The organism is Citrobacter sp. CRE-46, from assembly GCF_059615875.1.
Genome location: NZ_CM184341.1, coordinates 1,567,691 through 1,585,765, shown reverse-complemented (window position 1 = coordinate 1,585,765; position 18,075 = coordinate 1,567,691). Strand labels below are relative to the sequence as shown.

15 protein-coding genes, 6 tRNA genes, 2 other RNA genes and 1 pseudogene are annotated in these 18,075 nt (G+C 53.4%); 12 read left to right on the top strand and 12 right to left on the bottom strand.

Annotated elements, in window-relative coordinates; all coding sequences use genetic code 11:
* Positions 1-3: 3 nt before the first annotated feature.
* The 5 genes from ypdE to glk all read right to left on the bottom strand — a co-directional run bounded on the left by ypdE (position 4) and on the right by glk (position 5,661).
* Positions 4-1,044 carry an aminopeptidase gene (gene ypdE, locus AC534G_RS07430; RefSeq protein ID WP_110497260.1) on the bottom strand — a complete coding sequence of 347 codons (1,041 nt, stop codon included), beginning with the start codon at positions 1,042-1,044 and terminating at the stop codon, positions 4-6.
* Positions 1,044-2,129, bottom strand: a complete 1,086-nt coding sequence (gene ypdF, locus AC534G_RS07425) for an aminopeptidase (protein WP_110497258.1) — start codon at positions 2,127-2,129, stop codon at positions 1,044-1,046. The genes ypdE and ypdF overlap by 1 nt, the downstream gene beginning before the upstream one ends.
* 17 nt (positions 2,130-2,146) lie before the next feature.
* On the bottom strand, positions 2,147-3,394 hold the full coding sequence (locus AC534G_RS07420) for a PTS fructose transporter subunit IIC (protein ID WP_110497256.1): 1,248 nt from the start codon (positions 3,392-3,394) through the stop codon (positions 2,147-2,149).
* Positions 3,395-3,414: 20 nt separating this feature from the next.
* Positions 3,415-3,741: a PTS fructose transporter subunit IIB gene (locus AC534G_RS07415; protein WP_003028254.1), complete on the bottom strand. Its 327-nt coding sequence runs from the start codon at positions 3,739-3,741 to the stop codon at positions 3,415-3,417.
* 954 nt (positions 3,742-4,695) lie between these two features.
* A complete protein-coding gene (glk, locus tag AC534G_RS07410) occupies positions 4,696-5,661 on the bottom strand; it encodes a glucokinase (RefSeq protein ID WP_042306971.1) in 966 nt (321 codons plus the stop codon).
* Positions 5,662-5,865: 204 nt separating this feature from the next.
* Between glk and AC534G_RS07405 the strand changes: the two genes are divergently transcribed.
* Positions 5,866-7,101 carry an ion channel protein gene (locus AC534G_RS07405; RefSeq protein WP_069324510.1) on the top strand — a complete coding sequence of 412 codons (1,236 nt, stop codon included), beginning with the start codon at positions 5,866-5,868 and terminating at the stop codon, positions 7,099-7,101.
* Here AC534G_RS07405 and AC534G_RS07400 read toward each other — a convergent pair.
* Positions 7,102-8,755 (bottom strand): annotated as a pseudogene (locus AC534G_RS07400) (alpha-keto acid decarboxylase family protein).
* Positions 8,756-8,939: 184 nt separating this feature from the next.
* Here AC534G_RS07400 and mgrA point away from each other — a divergent pair.
* Together mgrA and ypeC are read left to right on the top strand one after the other, a co-directional pair.
* The gene (gene mgrA, locus AC534G_RS07395; RefSeq protein ID WP_110497254.1) at positions 8,940-9,929 is read left to right on the top strand and encodes an L-glyceraldehyde 3-phosphate reductase; all 990 of its coding nucleotides are present in this window, start codon (positions 8,940-8,942) and stop codon (positions 9,927-9,929) included.
* A gap of 137 nt (positions 9,930-10,066) precedes the next feature.
* On the top strand, positions 10,067-10,393 hold the full coding sequence (ypeC, locus tag AC534G_RS07390; RefSeq protein WP_003834889.1) for a DUF2502 domain-containing protein YpeC: 327 nt from the start codon (positions 10,067-10,069) through the stop codon (positions 10,391-10,393).
* A 32-nt stretch (positions 10,394-10,425) separates the two neighbouring features.
* On the opposite strand, the gene AC534G_RS07385 is transcribed toward ypeC, so the two are convergent.
* Positions 10,426-11,664, bottom strand: a complete 1,239-nt coding sequence (locus tag AC534G_RS07385) for an Nramp family divalent metal transporter (RefSeq protein ID WP_038642443.1) — start codon at positions 11,662-11,664, stop codon at positions 10,426-10,428.
* Positions 11,661-11,735: a hypothetical protein gene (locus AC534G_RS07380; protein ID WP_419866972.1), complete on the bottom strand. Its 75-nt coding sequence runs from the start codon at positions 11,733-11,735 to the stop codon at positions 11,661-11,663. The genes AC534G_RS07385 and AC534G_RS07380 overlap by 4 nt, the downstream gene beginning before the upstream one ends.
* Positions 11,736-12,008: 273 nt before the next feature.
* Between AC534G_RS07380 and nupC the strand changes: the two genes are divergently transcribed.
* Positions 12,009-13,211: a nucleoside permease NupC gene (gene nupC / locus AC534G_RS07375; protein ID WP_038642445.1), complete on the top strand. Its 1,203-nt coding sequence runs from the start codon at positions 12,009-12,011 to the stop codon at positions 13,209-13,211.
* Positions 13,212-13,361: 150 nt separating this feature from the next.
* Here the strand turns inward: nupC and AC534G_RS07370 are convergent.
* Both AC534G_RS07370 and AC534G_RS07365 read right to left on the bottom strand, forming a co-directional pair.
* Positions 13,362-13,437, bottom strand: a tRNA-Ala gene (locus tag AC534G_RS07370).
* 42 nt (positions 13,438-13,479) lie between these two features.
* Positions 13,480-13,555 (bottom strand) — tRNA-Ala (locus AC534G_RS07365).
* Positions 13,556-13,776: 221 nt separating this feature from the next.
* Between AC534G_RS07365 and AC534G_RS07360 the strand changes: the two genes are divergently transcribed.
* Both AC534G_RS07360 and AC534G_RS07355 read left to right on the top strand, forming a co-directional pair.
* Positions 13,777-14,139 carry a YfeC-like transcriptional regulator gene (locus AC534G_RS07360; protein WP_006683575.1) on the top strand — a complete coding sequence of 121 codons (363 nt, stop codon included), beginning with the start codon at positions 13,777-13,779 and terminating at the stop codon, positions 14,137-14,139.
* Position 14,140: 1 nt separating this feature from the next.
* Positions 14,141-14,533: a MerR family transcriptional regulator gene (locus AC534G_RS07355; protein ID WP_110497252.1), complete on the top strand. Its 393-nt coding sequence runs from the start codon at positions 14,141-14,143 to the stop codon at positions 14,531-14,533.
* Positions 14,534-14,588: 55 nt separating this feature from the next.
* Here AC534G_RS07355 and gltX read toward each other — a convergent pair whose 3' ends face one another.
* Positions 14,589-16,004 carry a glutamate--tRNA ligase gene (gene gltX, locus AC534G_RS07350; protein WP_038642458.1) on the bottom strand — a complete coding sequence of 472 codons (1,416 nt, stop codon included), beginning with the start codon at positions 16,002-16,004 and terminating at the stop codon, positions 14,589-14,591.
* A 258-nt stretch (positions 16,005-16,262) separates the two neighbouring features.
* Here gltX and AC534G_RS07345 point away from each other — a divergent pair.
* The 6 genes from AC534G_RS07345 (at position 16,263) to AC534G_RS07320 (ending at position 16,974) form a co-directional block, all read left to right on the top strand.
* Positions 16,263-16,338, top strand: a tRNA-Val gene (locus AC534G_RS07345).
* Between the two features lie 46 nt (positions 16,339-16,384).
* Positions 16,385-16,460, top strand: a tRNA-Val gene (locus AC534G_RS07340).
* Between the two features lie 46 nt (positions 16,461-16,506).
* Positions 16,507-16,582 (top strand) — tRNA-Val (locus AC534G_RS07335).
* A gap of 4 nt (positions 16,583-16,586) precedes the next feature.
* Positions 16,587-16,662: transfer RNA gene (locus tag AC534G_RS07330), tRNA-Lys, on the top strand.
* Between the two features lie 24 nt (positions 16,663-16,686).
* Positions 16,687-16,818, top strand: a non-coding RNA gene (locus AC534G_RS07325) — RtT sRNA.
* Between the two features lie 29 nt (positions 16,819-16,847).
* Positions 16,848-16,974, top strand: a non-coding RNA gene (locus AC534G_RS07320) — RtT sRNA.
* Positions 16,975-17,124: 150 nt separating this feature from the next.
* On the opposite strand, the gene AC534G_RS07315 is transcribed toward AC534G_RS07320, so the two are convergent.
* Entirely contained in the window at positions 17,125-18,009 is an 885-nt protein-coding gene (locus AC534G_RS07315; RefSeq protein WP_110497250.1) for a LysR family transcriptional regulator, read from the bottom strand.
* Positions 18,010-18,075: the final 66 nt, after the last annotated feature.

Genomic DNA, 18,075 nt, shown 5'->3' with positions numbered 1-18,075 from the left:
AAATCAGCACCTGAAGTCCGTCAGATGAGCCACGGTTTCGCACGTAAGATGTGAAATAAGCGCCGACAACAACTGCTGCGTCTGGATGATGTCACGACAGTCGGCAATTGATGCCGCACAGTGCCCATACCGCGTAGCTGGCCCCATAACAACCGTCGGGATCCCCGTTCCGCTGACGTGTACGGCCCCGCCGTCTGTGCCGCCATTACTGAACATATCGAGCTGTAACGGGATGCCCGCATCAGTGGCTACACTTTCAATCCATGCCGTCAGCTTTGGCGGCGCAATCAGCGATTTATCGCTCAGCACCAGCATCGGGCCTTTGCCGAGCTGTCGGTGGTTGGCCGCGCCATAATCAAAATTTTTCGCCCAGCAGGCTGTATCCAGCACGATCGCCACATCGGGCGCAACCGCACGCGCTGCCGTTTGCCCTCCGCGCAGTCCCACTTCTTCACTGGAACTGGCCACCAGCCACACCTCGCAAGGAAGGATGGCGTTATGCCATTCGCGCAGCAACGCTACCAGCAAATAACATCCAAGTCGGTCATCAAAGGCTTTGCCCATGACGCGTTGGTGCGGCAAAACCTGAAAAGTCGTGTCAAAGGTAACGCGATCGCCTGGACACACGCCGGCCTGAAGTACTTCGTCATAAGACCGCGCGCCAATATCCACCCGCAGCGCATTCACCTCGTTGCCACTGCGATCTCCGTCGAGCAGCCCCGGGATTTTGCTCTCTTCGCGGGTGGTAATCCGCACTGGCTGCAACTGTCTGGCCGCCATACGCACATTTCCCACCGGCAAGACATCGATCGCCCCTTCCTTGGAAATACTGCGCACAATAAATCCCACTTCATCCATATGCGCGCAGATCATTACCTTCGGACCGGTTGATTCATTCAGGCGGATCAACACCGATCCCAACCCATCGAAGCGCACTTCTTTGTGCAGACGATCTGCTTCTTCGAGCAAGATCTGTCGCACCTCCTGTTCTGAGGAGGCGATCGCATCAGCCTCGCTCAGCGCCTTCAGTAGCGATAAGTCCATCACGCCTCTCCCGTGTGTAACAATGTTTTCGCCATGGTGTAGAGCACCTCGCCGCCGTCTGGCGTAACCAGCACCACGTCCTCGATACGCACTCCGCCCTGCCCCGGCAGATAAATACCTGGCTCAACGGTGAGCAGCATTCCCGCCGCCAGAGGCGTCCCATCGGTAGGGGAAAAACGTGGGTTCTCATGGACTTCAATGCCGATAGCGTGTCCGGTATTGTGACCAAACGCATTACCATAGCCCGCCTGTGTAATAACTTGCCTGGCTGCGGCGTCCACCTCATTGCAACGCGCGCCAGGTCGAATTGCCGCTACCGCCGCCAGTTGCGCTTCCAGGACAACCTGATAAATCGAAAATAGCGCACTGTCTTCTGCAGGTTGGTTGGCGTCAGGTATGCGAAACGTTCGCGTCATATCCGAACAATACCCCTGATACTGTGCGCCAAAATCCAGCGTAATGAATTCACCTGCTGCAACCCGTTTATCGCTGGCTTTGCCATGCGGCAAAGCCCCGCGCCAGCCGCTGGCGACAATGGTGTCAAAAGAAGCTTTGTCTGCGCCAAGCGTGCGCATAAACCACTCCAGTTCGGCGGCAATCTCGCGCTCACTCAGACCGGGTTGAATAAACCGCCGTATATGTTCAGCGCTGAGGTCGGCAATCCGGCAGGCTTCACGGATACAGGCTATTTCCTGGGCCGTTTTCACCTGCCGAAGCACGTCCGGCACGGCGCTGACCAGCCGTCCATGCAGTTTGCCTGCCCAGGCCTGTGCCGTTTCCCAGCTTACCTGCTCGCCTTCGAACCCCACCGTCTGCAGCTTCTCGTCAGCAATGATGTGATTCACCCGCGAATACAACGTCTGTGTGCCATCGAGGAGATGGATCTGGTAGCCTTGGGTACGCGTAGCGACATCGGTGTAATAACGGGCATCGACCAGGATATGCGCGCTGTCATGGCTGATAAACACATACCCTGAACTGCTGGAGATCCCCATATGCGGCTGTTTATTCTGCCGCGATGACAGCAGCATCGCATCGAGATGTTGCGCCGTTAACCAGTCACGCAGCGAGGCAAGTAAGCTCATGGTTACAATCCTTTTGATCAGAGGCTTTCAATCAGCAATTTGCCTTTGCGGTACATCAGATGGCGCAGGAACACCACCATCAGCGCCGTAATCACCGCACCTAACAGGATCCCTGCCATATAGACACCGAGATTGGTCACCAGCGGCCATGCCCAGATAGCCGACTCAGGGAACCATTGCACCGCACCCAGCCAGACGGCAGCCGTCGATCCGACAATGGCGCCAACCATGTAAGAGGGAATTGCCGTGATGGGGCTTTCCAGCGCAAACGGGATAGCCCCTTCGCTGATGCCCATAAATGCGAGGAACATTGCCGTTTTTCCCTGCGGGTAGAGCTGGGCGCTGAACAGACGTTTCCCCGTTAAGCGGCGGTCAAGCAGCGTTGCCAGCCCGAGACCAATCGGCGGAATCACAATCGCAATAGAGCGCGCGGTGACCGGCAGAACGTGATCGGTGGTAAAGCTGAAGGCGACAAATCCAGCAGCTTTATTAATCGGCCCCCCGAGGTCGATGGCCGTTGCCGCGGAAATCCCCATCGCATACATCAGCGTCCCTTTCTCTCCTGCTGCGGTCAGCAGAGTACGAATTCCACCGTTGATCCAGCCGCCAAACGGCGTGATTACGTAATACATCGCCAGCATGACGAAAATGGCGGAAAGAATGGGTAGCAAAAAGGTGGTTTTGAACGCCAGCAGGAAATCAGGGAGCTGAATTTTTTGGTTCATCCACTTCACCAGATACCCGGCAACGATCGAGATAATGAGCGCGCCAATAAAGGTGGAAGGCACGGGAGCACTGGTTACCCATTGCAGCGTCGATGGGTCAAAATTCAGCAGCTGGGTAGGCTGAGTAGACATCAGCCCACCGATGAACCCCGCCGGAAACGCCAGTTTGCCGCCAATCGAATTGGCAACGAACGCGGCAAACATCGGAATAGCAAAACCAAACAGCACGCCGCCAAAAGATTGCGACAGCCAGGCAAACTTCAGTAATGAGAGATTAAAACCGGTAAATTTTCCGCTGTTCAACGCATCCATGATGCCCGTGTCAGCAGGAATATCGAGCCAGCTATAAGCGATCAGTTGCGAGAAGGCGAGAATTACCCCGCCCATAATCAATGTCGGCACCATGCGTGAAATACCCGACATCACATGTTGCGGAAGTTCGCCCCAGAAGCTGTTGCGGGAGGCCGGTGGATTTTTTATTGCCGCTGTCGCACCAGATGCGCCTGGCACAACGGTTGCACTGCGTTTTTTAATGGCCATACGTAGTTCCCTGTCGATGATTATTGTTGTTCAGCGGCAACCATCTCTTCGATCTCTTTAATGATGCCGGCCGCATTTTTTATCGCGTCCTGTAGCGTAATTTCGTAGACGTCACGCGACTCGAAACGCTCGTTATCTTCCGGGGTAACGGCAACTGAATGGATGATTAACGTCGCCTCAGCGATATCCTGCGCCGTCAGTCGATTTTGAATTCCGTCAGCGCCCTGAGTTTCGATTTTCACTTCATAACCGGCTTCAACCGCCGCTTCTTCCAGCGCCTGCGCCGCCATAAAGGTGTGAGCCAGCCCCATTGGGCACGCACAGACAGCAATCAATTTTTTGCTCATATTCATTTCCTCGTAATAGTTAACGAGAGAAATTATGGTCCGAGGCAAGTAGCGACCGTTATCAGACAAATAATGCTTTTACTGGACATATAATCCAGTAATCAGGAAGTGTGACGAAGGTCGGAAAGCTGGGCGGCAGGCATAAAAAAACCGCGTCAGAAGCGTAATGCTTGTCAGTTAATCATTATGGAGAACATGTGATTGCGACTCAGGGTTCCGTTCACTTCAGCTTTTCACTTTTCTGAAGCACAGGTACCCGTGAACGTGCAAGGGAGGCTCACCGCCGCCTCCCTTGCAACCCAGGCTCCCGGCGGGAAAATCGTCGCTGCGCGAGTTATTCGTCTTATGCCGTCTGCCTGTCGGGTCGGGGCCGAGCCTGCGTCCCTGCAGGCCATCCCCTCTGCCCGCATCCCTGCGGGCAGACCCGATCAGCCGTCAACGACTCATCGATTTTCAGCCGGACCGGAGTCATCGCTTCAACGCTCTGACTTCCAGTTAAATCTGTTTTGCTGTTTAAACAAAAAACGCAAATGGTCAGGTGTGGGCTGGTCCGGCTGAAAATTGCCGACGTGTTTCCGTAAGGCCGGGAGAGCCAGCATGGATGCTGGCTCAGGGCGCGCTTTGCAAGGACGCTACCTCGCGCCCGGCCCGGTAGCCTGGAGGAATAAGCGGAGGGAACCACGAAGTGGCAATTTTCCCGCCGGGAGCCGGGATTGTTAAGGGTACGGCGATAGTACCCTTAAGACGTTCACTGGGAGTAATCGTTTCAGAGAAGTGAAAAACATAAGGTGAACGTAACAAATACCGGGGGCAACAAATTCATTACCTCCGGATATGCCGCTCTTAGCTATAGTTACGACGATTGCTCGTCGTTAACTGATCGTCATTACGTCAGAAGCGCGGTTTAGTGGGAATACAGGCCGGATGATTGCTAAATACCATCCGACATTGGCCTTACAAAATATGCCCCAGCGTCTGACGCAGATGTGCGCCAGAACCAAGCAGGCCCGGATTATCATGCACAATCAGATACACCGGAATATCCTGAACGTAGGCTTTAAAACGTCCTTTATCTTCAAACCCACCGCGGAAACCGGAAGCTTTAAAGAATTCAAGGAAGCGCGGCACGATCCCGCCAGCGATGTACACGCCGCCAAACGTGCCCAGCGTTAACGCCAGATCGCCGCCAAAGCGGCCCATGATCACACAGAACAGCGACAGCGCGCGGCGGCAGTCGATACAGGAATCTTCCAGCGCACGGGCGGTGATATCCTTCGGCTGCAGATTTTCCGGCAGGCGGCCGTCTGATTTGACGATGGCGCGATACAGGTTCACCAGTCCGGGTCCTGAGAGCACACGTTCAGCAGAAACATGACCGATTTCCGCACGCAGAACCTCAAGGATAATCCCCTCTTCTTCGCTGTTAGGCGCAAAATCCACATGCCCGCCTTCACCCGGCAGACTTACCCAGCGTTTATCAACGTGCACCAGATGCGCCACGCCGAGGCCAGTTCCCGCGCCATACACCGCAATCGGTTTACCTTCGACAGGTTCCGCGCCGCCAAACTGGATCAAATGATCTTTTTTCAGCATAGGGATTGCCATCGACACGGCGGTGAAATCATTAATGATTTCCAGATGGCTAAAGCCCAGATTTTTTTTCATCTCAGCAATAGAGAATGCCCAGGTATGGTTGGTCATTGCCACCCAGTCGCCGGTGATCGGACAGGCAATGGCAATGCAACCATCTTCGACGCTGACGCTATGCTCATCCAGGTACACGCGCACCACAGCCTCCAGACTGGGGTAATCCAGCCCGGAATAGGTTTTTGCCTGCGATATCTCGCCACTGGCAATGTCGCACAGAGCAAGACGTGCGTTGGTGCCGCCAACATCACCTACTAAAGCATATTTTGTCATTCTTCCACTGCTCCGCTAAAGTCAGAATAAATCTTTGCCACACTGTAAATTCATGGGGGCATAACAACAACGGCCTGAAGGCTGATGCCCGTAGAAAATCGATCCAGATCACACAATTACTTTATCGTTTCAGCACCATTTGCAGCGATGCGGTCGCGCAGGCTGTGCAAACTATATCTATGACTCTGTTTGAAGGAATTGAAAATGCTCCATCCGCGAGCCAGAACGATGCTCTTGCTATCAACTCCCGCGATAATCATTGGCATAGCGTCCAGCCTGGTGTTGATCGTTGTGATGAAAGTCGCTTCCGTTTTACAGCAATTTTTATGGGAGCGTCTGCCGATTAGCATCGGAATTGCCCAGGACTCTCCGCTGTGGATCATCGGTATGCTCACGTTAACCGGACTGATGGTCGGGCTTGTCATCCGCTACAGCCGGGGCCACGCTGGCCCGGATCCGGCTTGTGAACCGTTAATCGGAATGCCGGTGGCCGTTTCGGCGCTGCCAGGCCTGCTGGCAGCGCTAATCCTCGGTCTGGCGGGCGGCGTCAGTTTAGGGCCGGAACATCCCATCATGACCGTGAATATCGCCCTCGCAGTGGCGCTTGGCAGCCGCCTCTTTCCGCGCATTGCTAAGCTGGACTGGACCATTCTCGCCTCTGCCGGCACCATCGGGGCGTTATTTGGTACTCCCGTGGCCGCCGCGTTGGTGTTTTCGCAAACGCTGAATAGCTCAAACGATGTTCCTTTGTGGGATCGTCTGTTTGCGCCGTTAATGGCCGCCGCCGCAGGTTCACTGACCACCAGCCTGTTCTTTCATCCCCATTTTTCATTGCCCATCGCGCACTATACGCAAATGCACCTGATCGATATCCTCAGCGGTGCGGTCGTTGCTGCTATCGCCATTGCCGCGGGCATGGTGGCCGTCTGGTGCCTACCGCGCTTGCATCATTTAATACATCGGCTTAAACACCCGGTACTGATCCTTGGGGTTGGCGGTTTTATTCTCGGTATTTTGGGTGTAATTGGCGGACCGCTTACCTTATTTAAGGGACTGGATGAAATGCAGCAAATGGCGTTTAGCCAGACGCTGGGGACAACGGATTATTTGCTGCTTGCCGTGATCAAACTGGCGGCATTGGTGGTCGCAGCAGCGAGCGGTTTTCGCGGCGGGCGAATTTTTCCGGCGGTCTTCGTGGGTGTCGCGCTGGGTCTGATGCTGCACGCCCATGTTGAAGCCGTTCCGGCAGCCATCACGGTCTCCTGCGCGATTCTCGGGCTGGTGCTGGTCGTTACCCGCGACGCGTGGTTGAGCCTGTTTATGGCGGCAGTCGTGGTGCCAGACACCACTCTGCTGCCGCTGCTTTGCGTCGTTATGCTCCCCGCCTGGCTTTTATTGGCCGGAAAACCAATGATGATCGCCAGCCGTCCCGAGGAGTAGCTATCCTCCGTTGCGAGATTCCAGCGCACGGGTCACCGTGCGCAATAACTCAGGAAGATCGGCTTTCGGTAACACCACTTCAATTAATGACAATCGTTGCGGACGGGACAGCCGGGCCAGCACTTCCTCCAGTTGGACCGCCTGCTTCACTCGCCAGCATTCCGCCTGACATTCATGACTTAACGCCTGCGGCACCTGCGTCCAGTTCCATCCGGCGATGTCGTTATAACGCTGATTTGCCCCGTGAATGGCCCGCTCCACGGTATAGCCGTCATTGTTAAGCAGTAAAATCACCGGTGATTGCCCGTCCCTGAGCATAGAGCCCAGTTCCTGGATAGTGAGTTGCGCTGCACCATCGCCAATAATCAGGATCACCCGGCGGCCCGGGCAGGCCGTTTGCGCGCCAAATGCCGCCGGGAGCGCGTAGCCGATGGAACCCCACAGCGGTTGGACCAGGACTTCCGCACCGCTGGGTAGCGAGAGCGCTGCCGCACCAAATGCCGCCGTTCCCTGGTCGACGAGGATGATGTCATCGGACGCGAGATAGTGTTGCACCGTTTGCCAGAAATTTTCCTGGGTCAGCAGCCCCTTCTCAACCTGGATACGCCCAACTGGCGGGCGTTCGGGCGGCAGTGAAAACGACATCTCCAGACACAACTCGCGTAACGTAGTGACGGCCTGTTCCATCGGAACGTTAAACCATTGGGTACCAACACGTGACGCATGGGGCTGAACGTCAATCGTGCGCTCCGGTGGTAACCGTTGCGTAAACCCAGCGGTCAGGGTGTCGACAAATTGTGTACCGACACAAATAATCGTATCGGCATCTTCAATGGCCTGGCGCACATAGTCGCTACTGGCTCCGGCGCTGTACGTACCGACAAACGCCGGGTGACGCTCATCAAATAACCCTTTCCCCATCAACAGCGTGGCGTGAGCCATCGGCGTTTCCGCCATCCAACGCTGCAATACAGGCTGTAAGCCAAAACGCTGCGCGAGAAAGTCGGCCAGCAGCGCTACGCGCGGACTGTCCAATAGCCGCTCGCGGGCATAATAGCGAAACGCTTCCGCCACGCTGCTTTCCGGTTCACTCAGAGGAATAATCAGGGCGTCATTCGGCGGCGTGGCGGGCTGTTTTGCCACATCAGCAGGCAACATCAGGTAGCCCGGCCTGCGCTCAGTTAACATCGCCCGCAGCACGCGATCAATTTCATAGCAGGCGTTTTGTTCATCCAGCACTGCGCTGGCCGTCGTTACAGCCTGCTGCATACGGTAAAAATGCTGAAAGTCACCGTCGCCAAGGGTGTGATGCATCAGTTCCCCACGACGCTGCGCACCGCGACAGGGCGCGCCGACAATATGCAAAACAGGAACATATTCCGCATAGCTTCCCGCGATACCGTTGATCGCACTTAACTCCCCCCACGCCAAACGTGGTGAGCAAAGCTCCCGCCCCTGCCACCCGGGCATAGCCATCCGCAGCATAAGCCGCATTTAATTCGTTCGCACACCCGACCCAACGTACGCTGGGATGTTCAATCACGTGGTCAAGAAACTGCAAATTATAATCGCCAGGCACACCAAAGAGGTGGCCGACGCCACAGTCTGCCAGCCTGTCCAGCAGATAATCAGCAACGGAATATTGGGTTTGCATGACAGCTATCCTTCTGACGGTAACCTCAATGTTGAGTATCGAAGAACTGTGATGACTGTCCAGGGGAGTTGTTGTGAAGGGGGTGGAAAGCAAGATGTACAGTTTTGACGATTAAAAATTCATTACAGTCTGCTTTGTGTAAACGTATACACTCAATGACACACGTTATCCAACAGGAGGCTACATGGTTTATCAGGCTGATGAAAATCGCTATCAAACAATGGAGTATCGCCGCTGCGGCCAGAGTGGCCTCAGGTTGCCGATTGTCTCTTTGGGTTTGTGGCATAATTTTGGTGATGCCACGCAGGTAGAGAACAGTCGGGCGCTGTTACAGCGCGCATTCGATCTGGGAATTACTCATTTTGACCTGGCGAATAACTATGGCCCGCCGCCGGGTTCAGCGGAGCGAAATTTTGGCCGCATTCTGCAGGAAGATTTTTTACCGTGGCGTGATGAGCTGATCATCTCCACCAAAGCGGGCTACACCATGTGGGAGGGGCCCTACGGCGACTGGGGATCGCGCAAGTACCTGATTGCCAGCCTCAATCAAAGCCTGAAGCGTCTGGGGCTGGAGTATGTTGATATCTTCTATCATCACCGGCCCGATCCAGAAACGCCGCTCAGAGAAACCATGCGCGCGCTGGATCATATTGTCCGTCAGGGGAAAGCGCTGTACGTCGGGCTGTCTAACTATCCGGCTGAGCTTGCCAGGCAGGCGATTGAAATACTCGACGATTTAGGCACCCCCTGCCTTATCCACCAGCCTAAATATTCCCTGTTTGAACGTTGGGTCGAAAGTAGCCTGCTGTCGCTGTTACAGGAAAAGGGGGTTGGCAGTATCGCCTTCTCACCGCTGGCGGGTGGGCAATTAACCGACCGCTACCTGAACGGTATTCCTGCGGACTCGCGCGCGGCAAGCTCCAGCCGTTTTCTTAACCCGGACCAGTTAACGCCACAAAAACTGGAAAAGGTCCGTGCGCTGAACGCGCTCGCAGAACGCCGGGGACAAAAACTTTCTCAAATGGCGCTCGCGTGGGTATTACGGGAAGACAAGGTCACCTCCGTGCTGATAGGCGCCAGTAAACCCGCACAAATTGAAGACGCCGTTGGCATGCTGGCAAACCGGCATTTCTCTGCCGAAGAGTGCGCTGAGATTGATGCCATTCTGAGCTGATTGAAATAAAGACACATTTATTAACAAAAAGTGCTCTCGCTCGCGATTTAAGAGTTAAGGCGATGAAACGGGGCTTTACTGCCCCGTAATATTACGTTAACAGGCCGGCTACGGCTCGATCGTGAAGGAGAGTAAACATGTTCAGGTCACTGATTCTGGCGGCAGTCTTATTGGCTTTTACCCCGCTGGCCGCGAACGCTGGCGAAATCACCCTGCTGCCATCAATAAAATTGCAAATTGGCGATCGCGATAATTACGGTAACTACTGGGATGGCGGCCGCTGGCGCGACCGGGATTACTGGCATCATAACTATGAGTGGCGCAAAAATCGTTGGTGGCGTCATGACAACGGCTATCATCGTGGCTGGGATAAACGTAAAGCTTATGAGCGCGGCTATCGCGAAGGCTGGAATGACCGTGACGACCATCGCGGTCGCGGGCGCGGTCACAAACATCATCATTAATGTAACAAAAGAGCCTGCGGGCTCTTTTGTTTTTACAAACCCAGCGCGGTTCCCACCAGTAACCAGATATTGAGCGCGACCACTAACACCACAATCATCCAGCCAATGTATTTGACCCAGGCGGTGTTAACCAAATCCCCCATCAATGTGCCGTTGCTGGTAAAGATCAGTAGCGGCACCAGCGCAAGGGCAATCCCGAAACTGAGCAACACCTGGCTCATCACCAGAATACGGGTCGGATCCAGCCCCATCAGAATCACAATAAATGATGGCATCATAGTGACGGTGCGACGTACCCATAATGGGATATGAAAGCGGATGAATCCCTGCATCACCACCTGCCCCGCCAGCGTGCCGACCACAGTAGAAGACAGTCCCGCTGCCACCAGGCTTAAACCAAACACCGTCGCCGCCGCATGGCTCAACAGCGGTTCAAGGGTCAGGTACGCTTGATCGAGATCGGCGATACCGGTATGCCCGCTAAAATGAAATGCGGCGGCAGCTGTCGCCATCATCGCCAGATTGACAAATCCGGCAATCGTCATGGCGATAGCCACATCCCATTTGGTGGCCGTATAGCGCTGTTGGCGCGTTCCGCCGTGCAGATGCTGGGTTAAGGAAGAGTGCAGATAAATGACGTGCGGCATGATGGTCGCGCCAAGTACGCCTGCGGCCAGGAACACAGCCTCCGAATTGGGCAGGCTGGGAATAATCATCCCCTTGCTAAGCTGCGCAAAGTTCGGTTGGGAAAAGATCAGTTCCACAATGTAAGCCGCGGCCACAAACAGCAGCAGGCCGCCAATGACTTTTTCCAGCGGCTTTTGCCCGCGGCGCTGCAGCATCAAAATTAAAAATGTCGCGATGCCGGTAAGCACGGCCCCCTGCAATAACGAAACGCCCAGGATCAGTTTGAAACCAATCGCAGCGCCAATAAACTCAGCAAGGTCGGTCGCCATGGCGATAATTTCAGCCTGCACCCAGTAAAACCACACCACCGGGCGAGGATAATGATCGCGAATTTGCTCCGCCAGGTTTTTACCGGTGGCAATACCCAGTTTTGCCGACAGCACCTGAATCAGCATCGCCATCAGGTTTGCCCAGACCACCACCCACAGCAATTTATAACCAAAGCTGGCCCCTGCCTGGATATTGGTGGCAAAGTTACCTGGATCGATATAACCGATCGCCGCGATGAACGCAGGTCCCATTAATGCGAGCTTCAACTTGCGCGCTGCCCGTCCACTGCTACTCTCAACGCGATCGTTCGTCATTTTAGTGCCCCAGAAACATAGCCTTTGCTATGTTTCAAGCTACGCCCATTGAGAATGATTATCAAATTCATTTTAATGGGTGAAGTTGATTTCTCTGATAGCGATTGTCTATGGATCGATAAAGATTCTGGAAATACCGGTGAGATGTTTAATTATTGTTATTAGATTAGCACAATGACATAACTTTTCACTTCCCTACTCAACATAACAGAAGTGTATCGCCGATCACTAATTTTGAATCTCGTCACAGGTCCTTATTATAGTGTGTGTTTGATCTCGTTTTCTTTATGGTTGTTACATAGAATGTGCACGAAAACTAAACCTGCCTCATATTTGGAGCAAATATGGACCGCGTTCTTCATTTTGTCCTGGCCCTTGCCGTGGTTGCGGTACTCGCACTGCTGGTAAGCAGTGACCGTAAAAAAATCCGCATTCGTTATGTTATTCAACTGCTTGTTATTGAAGTGTTACTGGCATGGTTCTTCCTGAACTCTGATGTCGGTCTGGGCTTCGTGAGAGGCTTCTCCGAGATGTTTGAGAAACTGCTCGGATTCGCTAATGAAGGGACAAACTTTGTCTTCGGCAGCATGAACGACAAAGGCCTGGCATTCTTCTTCCTGAAAGTGCTTTGCCCGATCGTCTTCATTTCCGCGCTGATTGGTATTTTGCAGCATATCCGCGTTCTGCCAATTGTCATCCGCGCGATTGGTTTCCTGTTATCTAAAGTCAACGGTATGGGTAAGCTGGAATCCTTTAACGCCGTCAGCTCCCTGATCCTGGGTCAGTCCGAGAACTTTATCGCCTATAAAGATATTCTCGGCAAAATGTCCCGCAACCGTATGTACACCATGGCTGCAACAGCGATGTCGACGGTTTCCATGTCTATCGTCGGCGCATATATGACCATGCTGGAGCCGAAGTACGTGGTTGCTGCGCTGGTTCTGAACATGTTCAGCACCTTTATCGTATTGTCGCTGATCAACCCCTACACCGTTGATGCCAGCGAAGAAAACATTCAGATGTCTAACCTGCACGAAGGCCAGAGTTTCTTCGAAATGCTGGGTGAATACATCCTGGCAGGTTTCAAAGTGGCAATTATCGTTGCAGCCATGCTGATTGGTTTCATCGCGCTGATCGCCGCCCTGAACGCCCTGTTCGCTACCGTGACCGGTTGGTTTGGCTACAGCATCTCCTTCCAGGGCATCCTGGGCTACATCTTCTACCCGGTTGCATGGGTAATGGGTGTACCGTCCAGCGAAGCGTTGCAGGTGGGCAGTATCATGGCAACCAAACTGGTTTCTAACGAATTCGTCGCGATGATGGATCTGCAGAAAATCGCCTCTACGCTCTCTCCACGCGCTGAAGGCATCATCTCTGTGTTCCTGGTCTCCTTCGCTAACTTCTCTTCCATCGGGATTATCGCCGGCGCGATTAAAGGCCTGAACGAAGAACAAGGTAACGTGGTTTCCCGCTTTGGTCTGAAGCTGGTGTACGGCTCTACGCTGGTGAGCGTACTGTCTGCATCCATCGCAGCACTGGTGCTGTAAGCCTAAGACAACATTGTCGTGTTAAGACCGGGGAGGTTTTTCTCCCCGGTTTTTTTATGCGTGTTATTCAGCAAACCAAAGAAATATAAGGTGAGAACTGACAGGATGTAAAAACAAAAAACCCCCGCTTTTCAGCGAGGGTTTAAATTTTGGTGGAGCTAAGCGGGATCGAACCGCTGACCTCTTGCATGCCATGCAAGCGCTCTCCCAGCTGAGCTATAGCCCCACGATGCTTTTACGTACAGACCAAATTTATTGGGATTAAATTTGGTGGAGCTAAGCGGGATCGAACCGCTGACCTCTTGCATGCCATGCAAGCGCTCTCCCAGCTGAGCTATAGCCCCGTCACGTAAAGCTTGTCGAGTTGACGGGCGGCATCATATGAATTCCCTTCGCGTGTGTCAACGGCAAAATTAACTCATAGAATTCAATCGCTGAAAAAGCAGTCAAATGAAGAACATTGCGTAACAACTCGCATTCAGTAGTTAAACGCGTCACGGTTTCTACTAAAATGGTGCTATAAAATGAGCCACTAATTAACCCCACGACTACTCAGGGAATCGTTATGTTCAAGGAACGGATGACGCCAGAAGAGCTTGCTAATCTGACCGGATACAGCCGACAGACCATCAATAAATGGGTGCGCAAGGAAGGTTGGGCTACATCACCAAAACCAGGCGTTCAGGGCGGTAAAGCCCGTCTGGTTCACGTCACCGAACAAGTTCGTGAATACATTCGCAGCGCTGAACGTTCAGCCGAAGGTTTATCAGATAACTTATCGTTATCCGGTGATACTTCGATTGAGGCGCTGCTGATTAGACTCGCCAAAGAGATGACGCCATCAGAACAGAAAATGTTTACGTCATTGATCCTGCGTGAAGGCATTACGGGTTTATTACAACGCTTAGGGATCCGCGAAAACAAATAATATGAAAAAATTACGCAGCAAAATGACGACCGAAGAGCTGGCGGAATGTCTCGGGGTAGCCAAACAAACCGTCAATCGTTGGATCAGAGAGCAAAACTGGACCACCGAAAAATTTCCCGGCGTTAAAGGCGGTCGTGCAAGACTTATTCATATTGACTCCGGTGTCCGCACGTTTCTGCTCAACGTTCCCGCTTTTCGCAAAGCTCCTGAGTTTTATCAGGCTGAAGAACCGCTGGCAGAATACACCCATGTAGTGCGCAGCCATGCCTGTCGCCAGATAATCAGCGCACTGGACAATATGTCGCCAACGGAACAAGAAAAGCTGGCGATGTATCTCTCGCGCGAAGGGATTCGTAATTTCCTTATTCGTCTGGGCATTGATGAGTCTGAATAACAGGTAAAAAAACGGCAGGAGCGCATCCTGCCGTTGTGTCATTAATCAGCCAGAATTACTGCTGACTTTCACGCTCTGCAATAAACGCCAGTGCTTTGTTAATACGCTCAACGCTGCGGGATTTTCCAATCGCATGCACCGTGACGTCTAACGCCGGGGACTGACCCGCGCCGGTTACCGCGACGCGCAGCGGCATCCCAACTTTACCCATGCCCACTTCCAGCTCATCAGCGGTTGCCTGAATCGCGTGGTGGACGTTTTCTGCCGTCCATTCGGTAATGGCGGCCAGTTTGTCGCGAACCACTTCCAGCGGCTGACGCGCAACCGGACGCAGGTGTTTCTTCGCCGCGTCAGCGTCGAACTCAGCAAAGTCTTCATAGAAGTAGCGGCAGCTCTGCGCCATCTCTTTCAGCGTCTTGCAACGCTCGCCCAGCAGTTTCACCAGCTCAGAAAGTTGAGGCCCAACGCGAGTATCGATATTTTCCTGCTCAATGTGCCACTGCAGATGCGTTGCCACATATTCCGGTGCCAGCGCATTAATGTAGTGATGGTTCAGCCACTGCAATTTTTCAGTGTTGAACGCGCTCGCAGACTTGCTCACCGCACCGAGGGAGAACAGTTTAATCATCTCTTCACGGGTGAAGATTTCCTGATCGCCGCTGGACCAGCCCAGGCGCACCAGATAGTTCAGCAGCGCTTCCGGCAGATAGCCGTCATCGCGGTATTGCATCACGCTGACCGCACCGTGACGTTTAGAGAGTTTTTTACCGTCGTCGCCGTTGATCATCGACACGTGCGCGTAAACCGGCACCGGCGCATTCAGCGCTTTCAGGATATTGATCTGACGCGGGGTGTTGTTGATATGGTCTTCGCCACGAATAACGTGAGTGATTTCCATATCCCAGTCATCGACAACCACGCAGAAGTTGTAGGTTGGGGAGCCGTCGGTACGGCGGATGATCAGATCGTCCAGCTCCTGGTTGCTGAATTCGATCGGCCCACGGATCTGATCGTCAAAAATAACGGAACCGTCCTGCGGGTTGGCAAAACGCACCACGCACGGTTCATCGGCGGCATGGTGCTCATGACCGTGGCGGCAGCGGCCGTCGTAACGCGGCTTCTCACCGTTCGCCATCTGCTCTTCGCGCAGCGCATCCAGACGCTCTTTGGAGCAGTAGCACTTATATGCGGTGCCTGCTTCCAGCATTTCATCAATAACAGCGTTGTAGCGATCAAAACGTTTGGTCTGGAAGTACGGGCCTTCATCCCATTCCAGATTCAGCCAGTTCATACCATCCATAATGGCTTCAATAGCTTCCGGCGTGGAGCGTTCGAGATCGGTGTCTTCAATACGCAGCACAAACTCACCGCCATGGTTACGTGCAAAAAGCCAGGAATAAAGAGCAGTACGCGCACCGCCGACGTGCAGGTAACCTGTCGGGCTTGGCGCGAAGCGAGTTTTGATTTTCATGAAATGGCCTTACGTTTATAAAGATGCCGACAACCGGCAAATCCAGGGAAGATTATCAGGCTCGTATTCTATCACTGTGGTCTGATTCCTCAATGTTGATCGGGTTGGAACATCACGCTTTGCCATTTTCGTATACAAATCATGCTGAATGGATTGTTTTGCGATCGTTTTGTTTAAATTTACGACGAACGAACAATTTCTTTAGAAAATGCGTTGACTCATTTTCAACTCTCCCTATAATGCGACTCCACACAGCGGGGGTGATTAGCTCAGCTGGGAGAGCACCTCCCTTACAAGGAGGGGGTCGGCGGTTCGAACCCGTCATCACCCACCAACTACTTTATGTAGTCTCCGCCGTGTAAAACAAGAAATTGAGAAGTGGGTGATTAGCTCAGCTGGGAGAGCACCTCCCTTACAAGGAGGGGGTCGGCGGTTCGATCCCGTCATCACCCACCACTTTCTCGCCAGCTGGATTTCTTGTTAAAATATGAAGTACCGAAGTGGGTGATTAGCTCAGCTGGGAGAGCACCTCCCTTACAAGGAGGGGGTCGGCGGTTCGATCCCGTCATCACCCACCACTTCGGGTCGTTAGCTCAGTTGGTAGAGCAGTTGACTTTTAATCAATTGGTCGCAGGTTCGAATCCTGCACGACCCACCAATGTAAAAAGGCGCCCTAAAGGCGCCTTTTTGCTATGCGCAAAATTCAACGATTCGAACCTGCAGCAGGTTCGGGTCGAACGTAGTGAGACAACGGAGCCGTTTACGGCGACGACCCGAAGGGCGAGCGAAGCGAGTCATCCTGCACGACCCACCAATGTAAAAAGGCGCCCTAAAGGCGCCTTTTTGCTATGCACAAAATTCAACGATTCGAACCTGCAGCAGGTTCGGGTCGAACGTAGTGAGACAACGGAGCCGTTTACGGCGACGGCCCGAAGGGCGAGCGAAACGAGTCATCCTGCACGACCCACCAATGTAAAAGAGTGCGCTGGCGGCGTCTTTTTGCTATCTGCGATATGGAAGATTCGAATCTGCTTGCCTGATGCGCTGCGCTTATCAGGCCTACAGGCAATACCGCACGCGTAGGCCGGATAAGACGTTTAGTCGCCATCCGGCGCAGACATCATACCATCAACGCCGCCACCAGTTTCTCCAGCGCGGACGTTGCCTGCTGCTGGTCATACACAATATACAAATCCGCCGGAATACGTTCCTCTAACGGACGGAACACCACACCCGGCCAGCTCATTTGCGCATAACTGTCTGCAATCAACGTAATTCCAACTCCCATACTGATCATCGCCAACACCGTTTGCGGCTCCTTCACCTCGCGAATAATCATTGGTGAAAATCCGGCGCTTAGGCAAACGCGCTGTAAAAATGCCCAGTCGGTATGAATGGACGGCATTGTGACAAAATATTCGTTCCGCAACGCTTCCAATGGTATCGCGGCAAGTTCTGCCAGGGGGTGCTCTTCTGGCATCGCCACCAGAAAAGAGGATTCGTGCAAACGCAGGCTGGTGAATCCAGGCGAAGGTTCTGTCGCCATCCGCCAAATTCCTGCATCCAGCTCACGTCGCTCCAGCATCGTCATCTGCATGGCAGGCATATTCTCGCGAAACAGCACCTCAACGTTAGGGTTATCTTTTAAGAAACGCCGCATCACTGGACGCATTTTTCCCCACATCGCCGTACCGATAACACCCAGCTCAATCCGCCCTGCGTCGCCGCGACCAATTTGCTCTACCCTCGCCAGCGCCTGATTCGCACTGGATAGCAATCGGCGCGACTCTTCCATCAAAATTTTTCCGGCATGTGTTAAGGCTACACTGCGGGAATGTCGGATAAACAGCAAAGTGCCGAGTTGTTGTTCCAGCTCTTTAATATGCGTACTGAGCGGCGGTTGCGACATATTCAGGCGAGCAGCAGCGCGTCCAAAATGCAGTTCTTCTGCGACAGCAAGAAAATAACGCAGTAACTTCAGATCGATACGGTGCGTGCGTTCCATGGATAATGCGCTCCTGAGGACAAAAGATAATGCGCAAAGTTACCACATCGCAGCACAGAACATGAA

Bases quoted from the DNA above. Each gene is read 5' to 3' on its own strand.
- AC534G_RS07420 (WP_110497256.1), bottom strand. From the start codon at position 3,394: ATGGCCATTAAAAAACGCAGTGCAACCGTTGTGCCAGGCGCATCTGGT.
- gltX (WP_038642458.1), bottom strand. From the start codon at position 16,004: ATGAAAATCAAAACTCGCTTCGCGCCAAGCCCGACAGGTTACCTGCAC.
- AC534G_RS07360 (WP_006683575.1), top strand. From the start codon at position 13,777: ATGTTCAAGGAACGGATGACGCCAGAAGAGCTTGCTAATCTGACCGGA.
- AC534G_RS07405 (WP_069324510.1), top strand. From the start codon at position 5,866: ATGCTCCATCCGCGAGCCAGAACGATGCTCTTGCTATCAACTCCCGCG.
- nupC (WP_038642445.1), top strand. From the start codon at position 12,009: ATGGACCGCGTTCTTCATTTTGTCCTGGCCCTTGCCGTGGTTGCGGTA.
- mgrA (WP_110497254.1), top strand. From the start codon at position 8,940: ATGGTTTATCAGGCTGATGAAAATCGCTATCAAACAATGGAGTATCGC.
- ypdE (WP_110497260.1), bottom strand. From the start codon at position 1,044: ATGGACTTATCGCTACTGAAGGCGCTGAGCGAGGCTGATGCGATCGCC.
- AC534G_RS07355 (WP_110497252.1), top strand. From the start codon at position 14,141: ATGAAAAAATTACGCAGCAAAATGACGACCGAAGAGCTGGCGGAATGT.
- AC534G_RS07385 (WP_038642443.1), bottom strand. From the start codon at position 11,664: ATGACGAACGATCGCGTTGAGAGTAGCAGTGGACGGGCAGCGCGCAAG.
- ypdF (WP_110497258.1), bottom strand. From the start codon at position 2,129: ATGAGCTTACTTGCCTCGCTGCGTGACTGGTTAACGGCGCAACATCTC.
- glk (WP_042306971.1), bottom strand. From the start codon at position 5,661: ATGACAAAATATGCTTTAGTAGGTGATGTTGGCGGCACCAACGCACGT.
- AC534G_RS07315 (WP_110497250.1), bottom strand. From the start codon at position 18,009: ATGGAACGCACGCACCGTATCGATCTGAAGTTACTGCGTTATTTTCTT.
- AC534G_RS07415 (WP_003028254.1), bottom strand. From the start codon at position 3,741: ATGAGCAAAAAATTGATTGCTGTCTGTGCGTGCCCAATGGGGCTGGCT.
- ypeC (WP_003834889.1), top strand. From the start codon at position 10,067: ATGTTCAGGTCACTGATTCTGGCGGCAGTCTTATTGGCTTTTACCCCG.